This window comes from Kribbella sandramycini, from assembly GCF_013131805.1.
GTDB lineage: Bacteria > Actinomycetota > Actinomycetes > Propionibacteriales > Kribbellaceae > Kribbella > Kribbella sandramycini.
In genome coordinates, this window is the sequence record NZ_JABJRC010000014.1 from 43,557 (window position 1) to 58,374 (window position 14,818).

16 protein-coding genes and 1 riboswitch are annotated in these 14,818 nt (G+C 70.8%); of the genes, 13 read left to right on the forward strand and 3 right to left on the reverse strand.

Features of this window, described 5'->3' with window-relative positions; all coding sequences use genetic code 11:
* Window positions 1-52: 52 nt before the first annotated feature.
* Complete coding sequence (locus HPO96_RS35770; protein WP_171678909.1) at window positions 53-1,621, forward strand: DNA polymerase Y family protein; 1,569 nt, start codon at window positions 53-55, stop codon at window positions 1,619-1,621.
* Here the strand turns inward: HPO96_RS35770 and HPO96_RS35775 are convergent.
* Window positions 1,612-2,037, reverse strand: a complete 426-nt coding sequence (locus HPO96_RS35775; protein WP_171678910.1) for a MarR family winged helix-turn-helix transcriptional regulator — start codon at window positions 2,035-2,037, stop codon at window positions 1,612-1,614. The two genes, HPO96_RS35770 and HPO96_RS35775, sit on opposite strands and share 10 nt — an antisense overlap.
* A 71-nt stretch (window positions 2,038-2,108) precedes the next feature.
* Between HPO96_RS35775 and HPO96_RS35780 the strand changes: the two genes are divergently transcribed.
* Complete coding sequence (locus tag HPO96_RS35780) at window positions 2,109-2,921, forward strand: SDR family NAD(P)-dependent oxidoreductase (protein WP_202886828.1); 813 nt, start codon at window positions 2,109-2,111, stop codon at window positions 2,919-2,921.
* Here HPO96_RS35780 and HPO96_RS35785 read toward each other — a convergent pair.
* Both HPO96_RS35785 and HPO96_RS35790 read right to left on the reverse strand, forming a co-directional pair.
* Complete coding sequence (locus tag HPO96_RS35785; protein ID WP_171678911.1) at window positions 2,901-4,076, reverse strand: sigma-70 family RNA polymerase sigma factor; 1,176 nt, start codon at window positions 4,074-4,076, stop codon at window positions 2,901-2,903. The genes HPO96_RS35780 and HPO96_RS35785 overlap by 21 nt on opposite strands.
* On the reverse strand, window positions 4,073-4,441 hold the full coding sequence (locus HPO96_RS35790) for a YciI family protein (RefSeq protein ID WP_171678912.1): 369 nt from the start codon (window positions 4,439-4,441) through the stop codon (window positions 4,073-4,075). The genes HPO96_RS35785 and HPO96_RS35790 overlap by 4 nt, the downstream gene beginning before the upstream one ends.
* Window positions 4,442-4,639: 198 nt before the next feature.
* On the opposite strand from HPO96_RS35790, the gene clsA reads away from it, so the two are divergent.
* From clsA to HPO96_RS35845, 11 genes are all read left to right on the forward strand, one after another.
* The gene (gene clsA, locus HPO96_RS35795; RefSeq protein WP_171678913.1) at window positions 4,640-5,233 is read left to right on the forward strand and encodes a cardiolipin synthase ClsA; all 594 of its coding nucleotides are present in this window, start codon (window positions 4,640-4,642) and stop codon (window positions 5,231-5,233) included.
* A gap of 3 nt (window positions 5,234-5,236) precedes the next feature.
* On the forward strand, window positions 5,237-6,085 hold the full coding sequence (locus tag HPO96_RS35800; protein ID WP_337796944.1) for a DUF881 domain-containing protein: 849 nt from the start codon (window positions 5,237-5,239) through the stop codon (window positions 6,083-6,085).
* Entirely contained in the window at window positions 6,082-6,414 is a 333-nt protein-coding gene (locus HPO96_RS35805) for a small basic family protein (protein ID WP_171678914.1), read from the forward strand. The genes HPO96_RS35800 and HPO96_RS35805 overlap by 4 nt, the downstream gene beginning before the upstream one ends.
* Before the next feature lies 1 nt (window position 6,415).
* Window positions 6,416-7,411: a DUF881 domain-containing protein gene (locus tag HPO96_RS35810; protein ID WP_171678915.1), complete on the forward strand. Its 996-nt coding sequence runs from the start codon at window positions 6,416-6,418 to the stop codon at window positions 7,409-7,411.
* 33 nt (window positions 7,412-7,444) lie between these two features.
* On the forward strand, window positions 7,445-7,828 hold the full coding sequence (gene gcvH / locus HPO96_RS35815; protein WP_171678916.1) for a glycine cleavage system protein GcvH: 384 nt from the start codon (window positions 7,445-7,447) through the stop codon (window positions 7,826-7,828).
* A gap of 121 nt (window positions 7,829-7,949) precedes the next feature.
* Window positions 7,950-8,480 (forward strand): FHA domain-containing protein, encoded by a 531-nt coding sequence (locus tag HPO96_RS35820; protein WP_171678917.1) that lies wholly within the window; start codon window positions 7,950-7,952, stop codon window positions 8,478-8,480.
* Window positions 8,467-9,126: a transcriptional regulator FtsR gene (ftsR, locus tag HPO96_RS35825; RefSeq protein WP_171678918.1), complete on the forward strand. Its 660-nt coding sequence runs from the start codon at window positions 8,467-8,469 to the stop codon at window positions 9,124-9,126. Before HPO96_RS35820 ends, ftsR begins: the two co-directional genes overlap by 14 nt.
* A 23-nt stretch (window positions 9,127-9,149) precedes the next feature.
* Window positions 9,150-9,641 (forward strand): bifunctional nuclease domain-containing protein, encoded by a 492-nt coding sequence (locus HPO96_RS35830; RefSeq protein WP_171678919.1) that lies wholly within the window; start codon window positions 9,150-9,152, stop codon window positions 9,639-9,641.
* Window positions 9,642-9,943: 302 nt separating this feature from the next.
* Window positions 9,944-10,450 (forward strand): MerR family transcriptional regulator, encoded by a 507-nt coding sequence (locus HPO96_RS35835; RefSeq protein ID WP_238355895.1) that lies wholly within the window; start codon window positions 9,944-9,946, stop codon window positions 10,448-10,450.
* A 21-nt stretch (window positions 10,451-10,471) separates the two neighbouring features.
* Window positions 10,472-10,561: riboswitch (glycine riboswitch) on the forward strand.
* A 74-nt stretch (window positions 10,562-10,635) separates the two neighbouring features.
* The gene (gene gcvP / locus HPO96_RS35840) at window positions 10,636-13,467 is read left to right on the forward strand and encodes an aminomethyl-transferring glycine dehydrogenase (protein ID WP_171678920.1); all 2,832 of its coding nucleotides are present in this window, start codon (window positions 10,636-10,638) and stop codon (window positions 13,465-13,467) included.
* 27 nt (window positions 13,468-13,494) lie between these two features.
* On the forward strand, window positions 13,495-14,796 hold the full coding sequence (locus HPO96_RS35845) for a serine hydrolase domain-containing protein (protein ID WP_171678921.1): 1,302 nt from the start codon (window positions 13,495-13,497) through the stop codon (window positions 14,794-14,796).
* Window positions 14,797-14,818 lie beyond the last annotated feature (22 nt).

Consider the following 14,818-nt stretch of genomic DNA (forward strand, 5'->3'; position numbering starts at 1 on the left):
TGCACCCCCACCCCACTCCACCTTCCACCTCGGGTTCGAGGTGTGTGGGGTGATGCGTGGGTTGGTGCGGGTGATGGTGGTTTGGGTGCCGGATTGGCCGGTGGTGGCGGCGGGGGGTGTGGGGGCTGTGGTGGTGTTGGAGAAGGGGCGGGTGCTGGCTACTTCGGCGGCGGCTCGGCGGGAGGGGGTGCGGCGGGGGCAGCGGGCTCGGGAGGCGCAGGCGCGGTGTCCGGAGCTGGTGGTGCTGAAGTACGACCAGCAGGCGGATGCGCGGGCGTTCGAGCCGGTGGTGGAGTGTCTGGAGGCGTTGACGCCGGGGGTGCAGGTGATCCGGCCGGGGATGTGCGCGGTGCAGGCGCGCGGGCCGGCGCGGTTCTACGGGGGTGAGGCGGCGGCCGCGGCGAAGCTGTTGGACCGGTTGGAGACGTACGACGTACCGGGCGGGCGGGTCGGGATCGCGGATGGGCCGTTCGCGGCCGAGCAGGCGGCGCGGGGGAGTTCGGAGCAGACGCGGGTGCTGGTGGTGCCGCCGGGGGAGTCGCCGGGGTTCCTGGCGCCGCTGAGCGTCGACGTCCTCGAACAGCCCACGCTGACCGGCCTGTTGCGGCGGCTCGGGCTGCGGTCGTTGGGCGCGTTCGCGCAGTTGCCCGCCGCCGACGTGCTGACGCGCTTCGGGCCGGAGGGCGCGTTCGCGCACCGGCTCGCCCGCGGGGTGGACGACCGGCCGGTCGTGGCGCGGGAGGTGCCGCCGGAGCTCGCCCGGGTGCTCGACTTCGAGCCGCCCGTGGACCGGGTCGACCAGGTGGCGTTCGCCGTCCGGTCGATGGCCGATGAGCTGGTCGATCGGCTGACCGAGCTCGGCGGGGTCTGTACGACGTTGCGGGTCGAGATCGGGACGGAGTCCGGGCGGATCCACGAGCGGGAGTGGCTGCATCCGCGCTGGTTCACCGCGGCGGATGTGGTCGATCGGGTGCGTTGGCAGCTACAGGGCAGCGGTACGGCGACCAGCGGGCTCACCTCGCCGGTCACCCGGGTCCGGCTCGTCCCCGCCCAGGTCGACCCGATCGGCGCGCAGGCGGACGGGTTGTGGGGCGGCGGCCCCGACGAGCGGGTCCACCGGGCGTTGTCGCGGGTGCAGAGCATGCTTGGGCACGGCGCGGTCGTGTCGGTGGTGATCGGCGGCGGGCGCGGGTTCGGCGAGCGGCAGACGCTGGTCCCGTGGGGCGACCGCCCGGTGCCGGCCCGCGCACCCGACGAGCCCTGGCCCGGCGCGCTGGCCGGCTCCACCCGCTGGCCCACGCCCGCCCCCACCACGATCTTCCCCGACCCGCTCCCCGCCGAGGTCTACGACGCCGCCGGCGCCAAGGTCGAGGTCACCGCCCGCGGCGACCTCTCCGCCGCCCCCGCCGCCTTCCGCCTCGCCCCCGGCCCCCGAGTTGCCGACAGCAACAAACTCCACCCGATCACCGCCTGGGCCGGCCCCTGGCCCTGCGACGAACGCTGGTGGGACGCCGAAACCGCCACCCGCCAGGCCCGCTTCCAGTTCACCACCCCCGACACCCGAGCCTGGCTCTTCACCCTCCACCGAACCACCTGGCACCTCCAAGCCACCTACGACTGAAGGAGGGCGGATTCGAGAGTGGTCAGGGCGGAGCGGAGGGCTGTCAGTTGGGGGTGGGAGAGGTGGGTGAAGAGGTTGTGGAGAGCGGTGTTGCCGGTGGCGAGGGCAGTGGTGAGAGTGGTGCGGCCCGCGGGGGTGAGGGTGACGAGGTTGGAGCGGGCGTCGGTGGGGCTGGGGTGGCGGCGGATGAGGTGGTCGCGCTGGAGGGATTCGAGGGCCTGGGTGATGGAGCGCGGGGCCTGGGCGAGCTCTTCGGCGAGGCGGGCCTGGTTGACGGGTTCGAGGCGGTCGATGGCCTGGAGGAGTTTGAGGCGGGACAGGGAAACGCCGTCGGCGGCGAGCTGGTCGTCGACCGTACGGCGGATGTGGTGAGCCAGCTGGAGGTACTGCAATCCGACCTGGGTCGCGTCGACCATGAACCGATCCAATCGTGAGGTGCCTCAGCAAATGGTAATTTAGTGAGGTACCTCAGGGAAAGGAGAAGGTCGTGCACGTGGTGATCACCGGGGCTACGCAAGGGTTGGGGCGGTTGGTTGCGGGGGAGTTGGCGCGGCGGGGCGCGGAGCTGACGGTTGTGGGTCGTAGCCGGGCGAAGGTGGCGGAGCTGCGGCGGGAGCTTGATGGTCCGGTCGGGTTCTGCGCGGCTGAGCTGTCGAATCTGGGGGAGGTGCGGCGGGCCGGCGAGACGATCGCCGAAGGGCGGGCGGTGGATGTGCTGATCAACAACGCGGGCGTCCACGCGTTCTCGCAGCGGATCACCGGGGAGGGCTTCAGTGAGATGGTCGCGGTCAACTACCTGGCGCCGTGGCTGCTGACCAGTTTGCTGAGCCCGACGACGCGCGTGGTGACGGTCGCGTCGCAGGCCTCGCGGCACTCCGGCGCGCTCGACCCGGTGTCCGACCTCCGGCGTACCGACGACTACACGCGCCGCGGCTCCAGCGCCTGGTACGGGTGGACCAAGCTGCTGGACATCATGTTCAGCCAGGAGTTGGCCCGCCGCCTCCCCGGAGTCGGCGTGAACTGCTGCGACCCCGGCTTCAACACCACCGGCCTCGGCCGTGAGCTGCCCTTTGCCGGCGCTCTCCAGCGCATCCTCACCGCGGCCCGGATCGGCGACCCGCGCCGCGGCGCCGCGATCATCACCGCGCTGGCGATCGATCCGGCGTACGACGGCGTCACCGGTGGGTACTTCGCCCGCGACGGCCGGCCGCTGACCTGCCCCGAGCCCGGCCGCTCCGAGGAGAAGCAGCGCGCGCTCTGGGCGGAGACCGCCGCGACCCTACAAAGCGTCGGCGCGTGACTGGAGGTAGTGCTGCTCCGGAGCGCTCGCCGTCTGCCGGGCCGCCATCGCATACGCCTCCCGGGCCGCGGGCGCGTCGCCGGCGAGTTCGAGGAGATGCCCGCGGACGGCGTTGACGCGGTAGTGCTCGAAGGGCAGGGCGTCCAGTTGGGCCAAGGCCCGGGTTGCCCCGTGCACCATCGCGACCGCGACGATCCGGTTCAGGGTGACCATCGGGCCGGGGGCGGTGGCCTCGAGCAACTCGTAGAGCATCAGGATCTCGCGCCAGTCGGTGTCCTCGGCCTGGCGAGCGGCCGCGTGGACGGCGGCGATCGCGGCCTGTAGCTGGTACTGCCCGACAGGCGCGGCGCGCAGTGTCGCGGTGACCAGTTCGGTGCCCTCGGCAATCGCTGCGGCGTCCCACAAGGAGCGGTCCTGTTCGGGCAGCGGCACCAGGTGCCCTTCGGCAGTAGCCCGGGCCGGACGCCGGGCATCGGTCAGCAGCATCAGCGCGAGCAGCCCCGCGACCTCCCCTTCCGCAGGGAGCTGGCTGTGCAGCTGGCGGGTCAGCCGGATCGCCTCCGCGCTCAGCTCGACCCGGTGCAACGCATCACCCGACGAAGCGGTGTAGCCCTCGTTGAAGATCAGATAGAGCACATGCAGCACAGCCGCCAGCCGCGCCGGTAGCTCGTCGGCAGGCGGCAAGCTGAATGACGCACCGGGCAGCTTCGCCTTCGCCCGGCTGATCCGCTGCCCGATCGTTGCCTCTGGCACCAGAAAGGCCCGCGCGATCTCACCGGTCGTCAGCCCACCCACTGCCCGCAGCGTGAGCGCTACCTGCGACTGCGCGGTCAGCGCCGGGTGACAACACAGCATCAGCAGTGTCAACGAGTCGTCGACCGCAGCGACCTCAGGCACCGGCTCCAGCGCCACAGCCTCCTCCCGACGCTGCCGGGCCGCCGCACTCCGCAGTACTTCGATCCGCCGCCGCGACGCGACCGTGATCAGCCAGCTCCGCGGGTTGTCCGGTACGCCGTCCTTCGGCCACTGCTGTGCCGCAGCGAGCAACGCCTCCTGTACGGCGTCCTCACACGCGTCGAAATCGCCGTACCGGCGTGTCAGCGCACTCAACACCCGAGGCGCCTCCGCCCGCAGCACCTCCTCCAGCGCACTCACATGTACGCCGACAAGTCGCGCACCGGCCGCACCTCGACCACGCTGTACGGTGCCTCCGGAATCAGCGCGACGATCTCCACCGCGCGCTCCATCGACTCACAGTCGAGCAGGTAGAACCCAGCCAGCTGCTCCTTCACCTCCGCGAACGGCCCATCCGTCGTCAGCGGCCGTCCGTCCCGTACCAGGACCTGCTTGGTCGCGCCCGGGTCGTCCAGCGACTCCGACGCGAGCAGCTCGCTCCGCTCGGCCAGCGCCTCGTGCAACCGGGCATACCCGGCCATGCCCTCCTGTTTCTGCTCGTCCGACAGCGCGTCCCACACCGCCCGCGACTCCGGATTGCCGTAGATCAGGACCAGGAACTTCACACCGCACCTCCGAAAACCAGCATCACCCTTGGATATCGATCGGGTCACCGGTTCATAGCATGCGTAGCGGCTCAGACTGAGAAGCGTTCAGGTGAGGAGAGGAAAGTCGGGGCATGCCCCTAGCGTGGCCGGGCATGGCCCGGACCGAAGGCCCAAGTACAGTTACCACCGGTGTCAGGGTGAGAGAGGAGGGGGCGCGTGCCGGACTTGGAAGTGTCCGACCGGGTGGTCACGATCCCGAACGCGCTCAGCTTCCTCCGGTTGCTGGGTGTGCCGCTGTTCCTGTGGCTGGTTCTCGGGCCGCAGGAAGACGGCTGGGCGTTGCTGGTGCTGGCGATCTCCGGGTTCACGGACTGGGCCGACGGGCAGATCGCCCGCCGGATGAACCAGACGACCCGGCTGGGCCAGATGCTCGACCCGGTCGCCGACCGGCTGTACATCTTCGCGACCGTGCTCGGGCTGGCGCTGCGCGACATCATCCCGTGGTGGCTGGCGATCGCGCTGCCGCTGCGTGACCTGTTGCTCACGTTCACGCTGCCGGCGTTGCATCGCCGCGGTTTCAACGCGCTGCCGGTGCACTTCCTCGGCAAGTCCGCGACCTTCTGCCTGCTCTATGCGTTCCCGCTGCTCCTGCTCGGCGACGGCGACAGCACGCTGAACCTGCTGGCCCGCGTGTTCGGCTGGGCGTTCGCGATCTGGGGCACCGCGCTGTACTACTGGGCCGGCGCGCTGTACTTCGCCCAGCTGCGGCACCTGATCCAGACCGTGAAACCGCTCAAGGATCCCGGGTAGCCCGTGAGCGCATCGCCACCACCCGCACCGCCGAAGCAGCAGCCCCGGCGCGTCGACGCCTCGATGTCGCTGCTGAACAACCTGATGGCACACCCGATCGACGAGGGGTACGCCGCCGCCGCGCGGACCCGCCCGAGCCAGGACGGCAAGCGCGTCCGGCCGCGGCACCGGGTGCTGCTCGGCGCCGCGGCGATCGTGCTCGGCTTCCTGCTCGCGGTCGCCGCCTCGCAGAACTTCGCCGGCGCGCCCGAGGCCGAGAAGCAGCGCCGGGAGCTGATCACCCGGATCAACCAGGCCGACAACCGCCTCGACGGGATGCGCACCCGGCAGACCCAGCTGGCCGACGAGGTCCGCCGGCTGCAGGCCGGCGGGCTGGCCAACACCAGCCAGGGCGCCGCGCTGCAGCAGAAACTCGACGACCTGGAGCTGCGGACGGGCGCGATCGCCGTCACCGGGCCGGGGGTCAAGGTGGTCGTCGACGACGCCAAGGACGCCGGCAAAGAGGGCCGGCTGCTCGACGTCGACATCCAGCAGCTCGTCAACGGGCTCTGGACGGCGGGCGCCGAGGCGATCTCGGTGAACGGGCACCGGCTCACGTCGATGACCGCGATCCGCGGCGCGGGCAGTGCGATCACGGTCGGCTACAGCTCGCTGACGCCGCCGTACACGGTGCTCGCGATCGGGGACTCCGCGACCCTGCCGGCCCGGTTCGCGCAGAGCTCGGGCGGCCAGTGGGTGCAGTACCTGGTCAGCAACTTCGATGTCCGGATGACGACCACGACGGAGGACTCCTTGCTGGTGCCGGCCGATGCCACCATCGCGCTGCGATACGCGAAGGTGGGTAAGAGATGATCGCCGTCCTCGGACTCGTCATCGGTGTGGTGATCGGCCTGCTGGTCGCCCCCGACGTCCCCGAGTGGGCGCAGCCGTACCTGCCGATCGCGGTGGTCGCCGCGCTGGACGCCGTCTTCGGCGCCCTCCGCGCGTTCCTGGACGGGATCTTCGACGACAAGGTCTTCGTCGTCTCGTTCGTCTCGAACGTGCTGATCGCCGCGCTCATCGTCTACCTGGGCGACCAGCTCGGCGTCGGCTCCCAGCTGTCCACCGGCGTCGTCGTGGTCCTCGGTATCCGTATCTTCACCAACATGGCCGCCATCCGCCGGCACGTCTTCAGGGCCTGACATGACCGACAAACCCGAACCCCCCGACGACGATCCCACCGTCGCAGCCAACTGGTGGTCCGCCGAACCCGGCCCCCCGGAGAAGGCAGCAGAACCGGAGCAGCCGACTCCCGCGGTGGAGCCGGTGGCGCCGGCCCGGCCGAAAGCGGAGCATGCGAAGCCGCCGCGGTACGAGGCGCCGGCCGCGGCCAAGCCCGATGAGGCTGCGGAGCAGCCGCATCCGGTGGCGCCGACGCCGATGCCGGCGGTGAAGAAGGCGCGGACGCCGAACCTGGCGCTGAACCGGCTCAAGGCGGGGTTCAAGCCGTCGCGCGGGCAGGCGATCGTTGCGGTGGTGCTGGCGCTGGTCGCGTGTGTGGCGGTGGTGCAGGTGCGGGTGAACCGGGCCGACGACGGCTACCAGAACGCCCGCCGTGAGGACCTGATCGCGATCCTGGACGGGCTCGGGCAGAACACCCGCCGGCTGGAGAGCGAGATCACCGAGCTGGAGGAGCGGAAGAACTCGCTGTCCTCGAGTGCGGACAAGGCCGAGACGGCGCGCGCCCAGGCCGAGGCCCAGGTGCGCACGCTCGGCATCCTGGCCGGCACGCTGCCGGCCGTCGGCCCCGGCGTCCGGATCACGCTGAACGACCCCGAGGGCAAGATGACGTCGGGCAACCTGCTGGACGCCATCGAGGAGCTGCGCGACGCCGGCGCGGAGGCCATCCAGATCAACGGCTCGGCCCGGGTGGTGGCCAGCACCGATTTCATCGACGACACCCCCGGGATCCGCGTCGACGGCCAGAAGCTCAACTCGCCGTACGTCATCGAGGCGATCGGCGAGTCGCACAACCTGGCCGAGGCGGCCAACTTCCCCGGCGGCCTGGTCAGCGAGGTGACCGGTCCGCAGGTCGGGGGGACCGCCGAGGTGACCGAGCAGACCAGTGTCTCGATCACCGCCTTGCACCCGCTGGAAGAGCATCGCTACGCTCGCCCGGCGCCCAGCCCGACCAAGTAACTTCGCGCGAGACTTTCCAGAAAGAGGACGAAGGTGTACCCCGAAGACCTGAAGTACACGGCCGAGCACGAGTGGGTGAAGGCCGACGGCGAGGCCCCCGTGCGGATCGGTATCACCGACTTCGCGCAGGACGCGCTCGGCGACATCGTGTACGTGCAGCTGCCCGAGGTGGGCAGCGCGGTGCGGGCCGGCGACGCCTGCGGCGAGCTCGAGTCGACCAAGAGCGTCAGCGATCTGTTCGCCCCCGTGAACGGCACCGTGACGGCGGTGAACGAGGCCTTGGCCGACCAGCCCGACCTGGTCAACACCGACCCGTACGGCGAGGGCTGGCTGCTCGACATCCAGGTCGAGGACGCCGCCGAGGTCGAGGCCCTGATGGACGCCGAGACCTACCAGGGCCAGCTCGACCCGAGCTGAGCACCGGCTGATAGGTTTACCGGGCCTCAACCGCTGATCGAGGGTTGGGGCCCGGGTCCACACTGTTATCACGGGGTCTACGCAATCAACGTCGCCTAACGGCGATCGGGAGGATCACAGCATGCCGTTCTGCAACCAGTGCGGGCACGAGAACTCCGAGGGCAGCCGGTTCTGCTCGCAGTGCGGAGCGATGCTCCCTGGCGCGGACCGACCCGCCGCCGCGACGCCGGCTCCCGGTGTCACCGACACCGCGATGCTGACGCCGATCTCGGTCGAGCCCGAGACCGAGCGCTTCGATCAGGGCGAGCCGCTGTCGGCCGACGACCAGGCCGCCGTCGGCGCGCTGCCGGCCGGGTCCGCCCTGCTGATCGTCCAGCGCGGCCCGAACGCGGGCAGCCGCTTCCTGCTGGACGTCGACGTGGTCACCGCCGGCCGGCACCCGGACAGCGACATCTTCCTCGACGACGTGACGGTCTCCCGCCGGCACGCCGAGTTCCGCCGCGACGGCTACGGCGTCAAGGTCCGCGACGTCGGCAGCCTGAACGGCACCTACGTGAACCGGGACCGGATCGACGAGGTCCAGCTGAACAACGGCGACGAGGTCCAGATCGGCAAGTACCGGCTGGTCTACTACGCCAGTGGCCAAGCCTGAGCTCTCGATCGGCGAGGTGCTGCGGATCCTGCGCGCCGAGTTCTCCGGCGTCACGATCTCCAAGCTCCGGTTCCTCGAGGCCGAAGGGCTGGTGAGCCCGGCGCGCACCGCGTCGGGCTACCGCAAGTTCAGCGCGGACGACGTCGAGCGGCTGCGCTACGTGCTGACCGCGCAACGCGACCAGTACCTGCCGCTGAAGGTGATCAAGGAGCATCTCGGCGCGATCGACCGCGGCCTGCGACCGGCGGTGGCCGGTCCGCCGGTCGCGCCCAGCGCGCCGTCCGCCGGTCCGCGGGCCGACGACTTCGGTGCCACCGGCATCGAACTGCGGCTGACCCGCGCCGAGCTGCTGGCCGCGGCCGGCGTCTCGGCCGAGCTGCTCGGCGAGCTGGAGAGCCACGGCCTGGTGGTGGCCGACGGCAAGCATTACGGCGGGGACGCGATCGTCGTCGCCCAGGCCGCGGCCGAGCTGGCGGCGTACGGGATCGAGCCGCGGCACCTGCGCCCGTTCCGGACGGCGGCCGATCGCGAGGTCGGCCTGATCGAGCAGGTCACCGGGCCGCGCCGGACCGAGCAGACCGAGCAGCTCGCAGCGCTCACGGTTCGGTTGCATACAGCACTGGTCCGGTCCAGGCTGCCGCGTTGAACGACCCGGAGTAGGGTGGAGTAGTGCGCGAAGTCGACGTGGTCGGAGTCCGGGTTGAGATGCCCTCGAGTCAGCCGATCGTGCTGCTCCGGGAGGTCGGCGGCGAGCGGTACCTGCCGATCTGGATCGGCGCGGCCGAGGCGAGTGCGATCGCCTTCGCCCAGCAGGGGATGGAGCCGCCCCGGCCGCTGACCCACGACCTGTTCGCCGAGACCATCCGGCTGCTCGGGCACACTCTCAGCCAGGTCCGGATCGTGAACCTGACCGACGGCGTCTTCGAGGCGGTCCTGGTCTTCGACGACAAGACCGAGATCTCCGCCCGCCCGTCGGACTCGATCGCCCTCGCGCTGCGCACCGGCACACCGGTCTTCTGCACCGAGGAGATCCTCGCCGAGGCCGGGATCCCGGTCCCGGACAGCGAGGGCGGCGCCGACGAGGTCGAGGAGGAAGAGGAGGTCGAGCGCTTCCGCGAGTTCCTCGACCAGGTCACCCCCGAGGACTTCGACAAAAGCTGAGCCGGTTTCAGCGTTGGGTACCGGCAAGACCGGGAAGGTAACGATTCGTGTGGGAGTCGCGACACGCTAGCGGCTCGGAGCGGTTGTCGTTGACCCTCTCTGGTCGGCGGCTTACCGTGAAGGAGTTGTGGGGTGCTGTCACTCCACGGAGGTAACTCGTTCCAGTCGGTATCCAGGGAGGCTCAGGCGTGACACGCACCGGCGACACGGATCTGACGGCGCAGACCACGTCCGAAGCACGAGCCGCGGCGGCCGCCACTGCCGGCGTGCAGGGTCTGCTCTTCGACGACGATCTGCGGCCGATGCCGGAGGATGTCGGGTTCCGCGGTCCGACGGCCTGCGCCGCGGCCGGGATCACCTACCGCCAGCTCGACTACTGGGCCCGCACCGGCCTGGTCTCCCCGTCCGTTCGCCCCGCGACCGGCTCGGGTACGCAACGGCTCTACGGTTTCCGTGACGTCCTGTTGCTGAAAGTGATCAAGCGCCTGCTGGACGCCGGGATCTCGCTGCAGCAGATCCGGACGGCGATCGCCCACCTGAGCAAGCGCGGGATCGACGACCTGACCCAGATCACGCTGATGAGCGACGGCGCCTCGGTGTACATGTGCACCTCGCCGGACGAGGTCATCGACCTGCTGGCCGGCGGCCAGGGCGTCTTCGGTATCGCGCTCGGCGGCGTCTGGCGTGAGGTCGAGGGCTCGCTGTCCGAGCTGCCGACCGAGCGCGCCGACGGCCACGGCGAGGACGAGACCGACACCCACGCGAGCGACGAGCTGGCTGCCCGCCGCCGGGCCCGGATGACCGGCTGAGGTACGCTGCTCTCTAGCTGTTCACCGCACTCGGGAGAGACCCGTGCAATCGGGCGCCGAAGGGGCAATTCCTCCCCGGAACCTCTCAGGCCCATGGACCGGGTGCGTCAGGCGACTCTGAAGCGCGCGTTCGCGCGTGACAGAGGGGGAGGCCACCGGAAGCGACTAGCAACGGAGCCTCTTTGATGACCGAAATCTCAGCCATCTTCGCCGACCGGCACATCGGGCCGCGCCCCGACGAGGTCGCCCGGATGGTCCAGCTGCTCGGGTACGCCGACGTCGACGCGCTCGTGGACGCCGCCGTCCCGGACTCTATCCGGATCTCGGAGCCGCTGCGGCTCCCGGAGCCGGCCTCCGAGGTGGACGCGCTGACCGAGCTGCGCCAGCTCGCCGCCCGGAACAACGTCGCCACCTCGATGATCGGCCAGGGCTACTACGGCACGTTCACCCCGTCGGTGATCGTCCGCCGCCTGGTCGAGAACCCGGCCTGGTACACGGCGTACACGCCCTACCAGCCGGAGATCTCCCAGGGCCGCCTCGAGGCGTTGCTGAACTTCCAGACTGTCGTCTCCGACCTGACCGGTCTGCCGACCGCCAACGCGTCGCTGCTCGACGAGGGCACCGCGGCCGCCGAGGCGATGACCCTCGCGCACCGGTCGAACCGCAAGAGCAAGTCGAACCGCTTCCTGGTCGACGCCGACACGTTCGCGCAGACGATCGCGGTCGTCCGGACCCGCGCCGAGGCGCTCGGTATCGAGGTCGTCGTCGCCGACACCACCGACGGGCTGCCGCAGGGCGACTTCTTCGGCTTCCTCGTCCAGTACCCGGGCTCGGGCGGCGTCGTCCGCGACCTGAAGCCGCTGATCGAGGCCGCGCACGCGCAGGACACGCTCGTCGCCGTCGCCTCCGACCTGCTCGCGCTGACGCTGCTCGAGGCGCCGGGGGAGGCCGGGGCCGATATCGTCATCGGCTCGTCGCAGCGCTTCGGCGTCCCGCTGTTCTACGGCGGCCCGCACGCCGGTTTCATGTCGGTCCGCGCCGGGCTGGAGCGTTCGCTGCCCGGGCGGCTGGTCGGCGTCTCGGTCGACTCCGACGGCGCCCCGGCGTACCGGCTCGCGCTGCAGACGCGTGAGCAGCACATCCGGCGCGAGAAGGCGACGTCCAACATCTGTACGGCGCAGGTCCTGCTCGCCGTCGTCGCGTCGATGTACGCCGTCTACCACGGCCCCGACGGCTTGAAGGCGATCGCGAACCGCGTCCACGACTATGCGGGCAAGCTGGCCGCGTCGCTGCGCGCCGGCGGGGTCGAGGTCGTCCACGGCGACTTCTTCGACACGGTCCTGGCCCGCGTCCCCGGCGCGGCCGCCGACGTCGTCGACGCCGCCCGGCAGAACGGCATCTGGCTGCGCGAGGTGGACGCCGACCACGTCGGCATCTCCTGTGACGAGAAGACCGACGTCGCCGCGCTGACCCGGGTCTGCCAGTCGTTCGGCGTCCAGTACGACGACACCCTCGCGGCCCCCGCGGTCGCGGTCGCGCGGACGTCGGAGTACCTGACGCACCCGGTCTTCAACACGCACCGCTCCGAGACGTCGATGCTGCGCTACCTGCGCAAGCTCTCCGACAAGGACTACGCGCTCGACCGCGGCATGATCCCGCTCGGCTCCTGCACGATGAAGCTGAACGCGACCACGGAGATGGAGGCGGTCACCTGGCCGGAGTTCGCCGACATGCACCCGCTGGCCCCGATCGAGGACGCCGCCGGCTACGTGAAGCTGATCAGCCAGCTGGAGCGCTGGCTGGCCGAGGTGACCGGCTACGCGAAGGTCTCGATCCAGCCGAACGCCGGCTCCCAGGGCGAGCTCGCCGGCCTGCTGGCGATCCGCGGCTACCACCGGGCCCAGGGCAACGAGGCCCGTAACGTCTGCCTGATCCCCTCCAGCGCGCACGGCACCAACGCCGCCTCGGCCGTGATGGCCGGGATGAAGGTCGTCGTTGTCAAGGGCAACGAAGACGGCACGATCGATCTCGGCGACCTGCGCGCCAAGGCCGCGGAGCACGCGGACAAGCTGGCCGCGATCATGATCACCTACCCGTCCACGCACGGCGTGTACGAGGAGAGCGTGACCGAGGTCTGCCGGATCGTCCACGACCACGGCGGCCAGGTGTACGTCGACGGCGCGAACCTGAACGCCCTGCTCGGCCTGGCCAAGCCGGGTGAGTTCGGCGGCGACGTCAGCCACCTGAACCTGCACAAGACGTTCTGCATCCCGCACGGCGGTGGCGGCCCGGGCGTCGGCCCGGTCGCGGTCGCCGCGCACCTGGCGCCGTACCTGCCGAACCACCCGCTGCTCGGCCAGGCCGGTCCGGAGTCCGGCGTCGGCCCGATCAGCGCGGCGCCGTTCGGCTCGGCCGGCGTCCTGGCGATCTCCTGGGCCTACATCCGGATGATGGGCGGCGAGGGCCTGACCGCCGCGACGAAGAACGCCGTCCTGACCGCGAACTACGTCGCCAAGCGGCTCGAGAACGTCTTCCCGGTGCTCTACACCGGTGAGAACGGCCTGGTCGCGCACGAGTGCATCCTCGACCTGCGCCCGATGACGAAGGAGACCGGCATCTCCGTCGACGACGTCGCCAAGCGGCTGGTCGACTACGGCTTCCACGCGCCGACGATGTCGTTCCCGGTCGCGGGCACGCTGATGGTCGAGCCGACCGAATCCGAGGACCTCGGCGAGCTGGACCGGTTCTGCGACGCGATGATCGCCATCCGGCACGAGATCGACCGCGTCGCCGCGGCCGAGTGGCCGGCCGACGACAACCCGCTGGTGAACGCCCCGCACACCGCGGCCTCGGTGATCAACGACAAGTGGGAGCACGCCTACACCCGCGAGGAGGCGGCCTTCCCGCAGTCGGTCGACCGGGCGTCGAAGTACTGGCCGCCGGTCCGCCGGATCGACGGCGCCTACGGCGACCGCAACCTGATCTGCTCCTGCCCGTCGCCGGAGGCCTTCGAGTAGGCCGGACGCGAATTAGAGTTCGGTCCCATGACCGATCTCCGTCCTGACACCTCGGCCGCCCTGCTCGCCGGGATCGCTGCTGCGCAGAGCGAGACCAGAGTGCCTTCACTGGCGGCCGGGGTGGTGCGGGACGGTCAGCTTGTCTGGACGGGCGCGCGCGGCCGGTTCGCGACGGCGCACGGGCTGGAGCCGGGGCCGAACGTGCAGTACCGGATCGGGTCGATCACGAAGACGCTGACCGCGGTCCTGGTGCTGCAGTGCCGTGACGAGGGGTTACTCGCGCTGAACGATGCCGTGGGCAAGTATCTGCCCGGCATCGCTTTCGGCGACCTGACGATCCGGAATCTGCTCGCGCACTCCGGCGGGATGAACGCCGAGCCCGCGGGGCCGTGGTGGGAGCGCAATCCGGGGGTCTCGTTCGACCAGCTGGTCGCGGCGATGGACGAGTCGCACGCGGCCGGCCCGGCCGATCGGCGGCACCACTACTCCAACCTGGGGTACGGCTTGCTGGCCGAGATCGTGGCTCGGGTGCGCGGCGCGTCCTGGCTCGAGCTGGTGCAGCGGCGCATCCTCGATCCGCTGGAGATGCGGCGGACGTCGTACTTCCCGTTCGGCGCCGCGGCGCAGGGGTTCTCGGTGCATCCGTTCAGCGGGCAGCTGGTCGAGGAGCCGGCGTACGACGCGGGCGCGATGGCGCCGGCCGGGCAGTTGTGGAGCACCGTCGAGGATCTGTCCCGGTTCGCCCGGTTCCTGATCGACCCGGTGCCCGAGGTGCTCAGCCGGGAGACGATCGAAGAGATGGCGGCGCCGGCCGCGGCCGATCCGCGTGAGGCGCTGACCGCGTCGTACGGGCTCGGGTTGCGGCTGATCGCCGACGATCCGCATCTGCTGGTCGGGCACACCGGTTCGATGCCCGGCTTCCTGGCCGGGCTGTTCGTCGATCGCGCGCGCCGGATCGGTGCGATCACGCTCGGCAACGCGACGCACGGGCGGGTCGCCTCGGTCGCGACCGACCTGCTGACGACGCTGGTCCGGTACGAACCTGTGCTCGCGCCGGAGTGGGTGCCGGAGCCGGAGCTTGCCCAGGGCCACGAGCTGCTCGGCCACTGGTACTGGGGGAACAGCCCGCTGACGTTCTCGGTCGTGGCCGGCATTCTGCAGCTGTCGGGGTCGATGTCGTCGCGCTTCTCGCCGATCGGCCCGGACATGTATCGCGGCCGGGACGGTTACTTCGCCGGTGAGCGGCTGCGGGTGGTCCGCCGGGGTGACGCGATCGATCACCTCGACCTGGCGACGTTCGTGCTGACCAGGACGCCGTACGGCGAGTGAGGATGGCCACGCGCGTCCGGCT

Coding starts and splice junctions, on each gene's coding strand:
- HPO96_RS35770 (WP_171678909.1), top strand. CDS start 53: ATGCGTGGGTTGGTGCGGGTGATGGTGGTTTGGGTGCCGGATTGGCCG.
- HPO96_RS35775 (WP_171678910.1), bottom strand. CDS start 2,037: ATGGTCGACGCGACCCAGGTCGGATTGCAGTACCTCCAGCTGGCTCAC.
- HPO96_RS35805 (WP_171678914.1), top strand. CDS start 6,082: ATGATCGCCGTCCTCGGACTCGTCATCGGTGTGGTGATCGGCCTGCTG.
- HPO96_RS35810 (WP_171678915.1), top strand. CDS start 6,416: ATGACCGACAAACCCGAACCCCCCGACGACGATCCCACCGTCGCAGCC.
- HPO96_RS35820 (WP_171678917.1), top strand. CDS start 7,950: ATGCCGTTCTGCAACCAGTGCGGGCACGAGAACTCCGAGGGCAGCCGG.
- HPO96_RS35835 (WP_238355895.1), top strand. CDS start 9,944: ATGCCGGAGGATGTCGGGTTCCGCGGTCCGACGGCCTGCGCCGCGGCC.
- gcvP (WP_171678920.1), top strand. CDS start 10,636: ATGACCGAAATCTCAGCCATCTTCGCCGACCGGCACATCGGGCCGCGC.
- HPO96_RS35845 (WP_171678921.1), top strand. CDS start 13,495: ATGACCGATCTCCGTCCTGACACCTCGGCCGCCCTGCTCGCCGGGATC.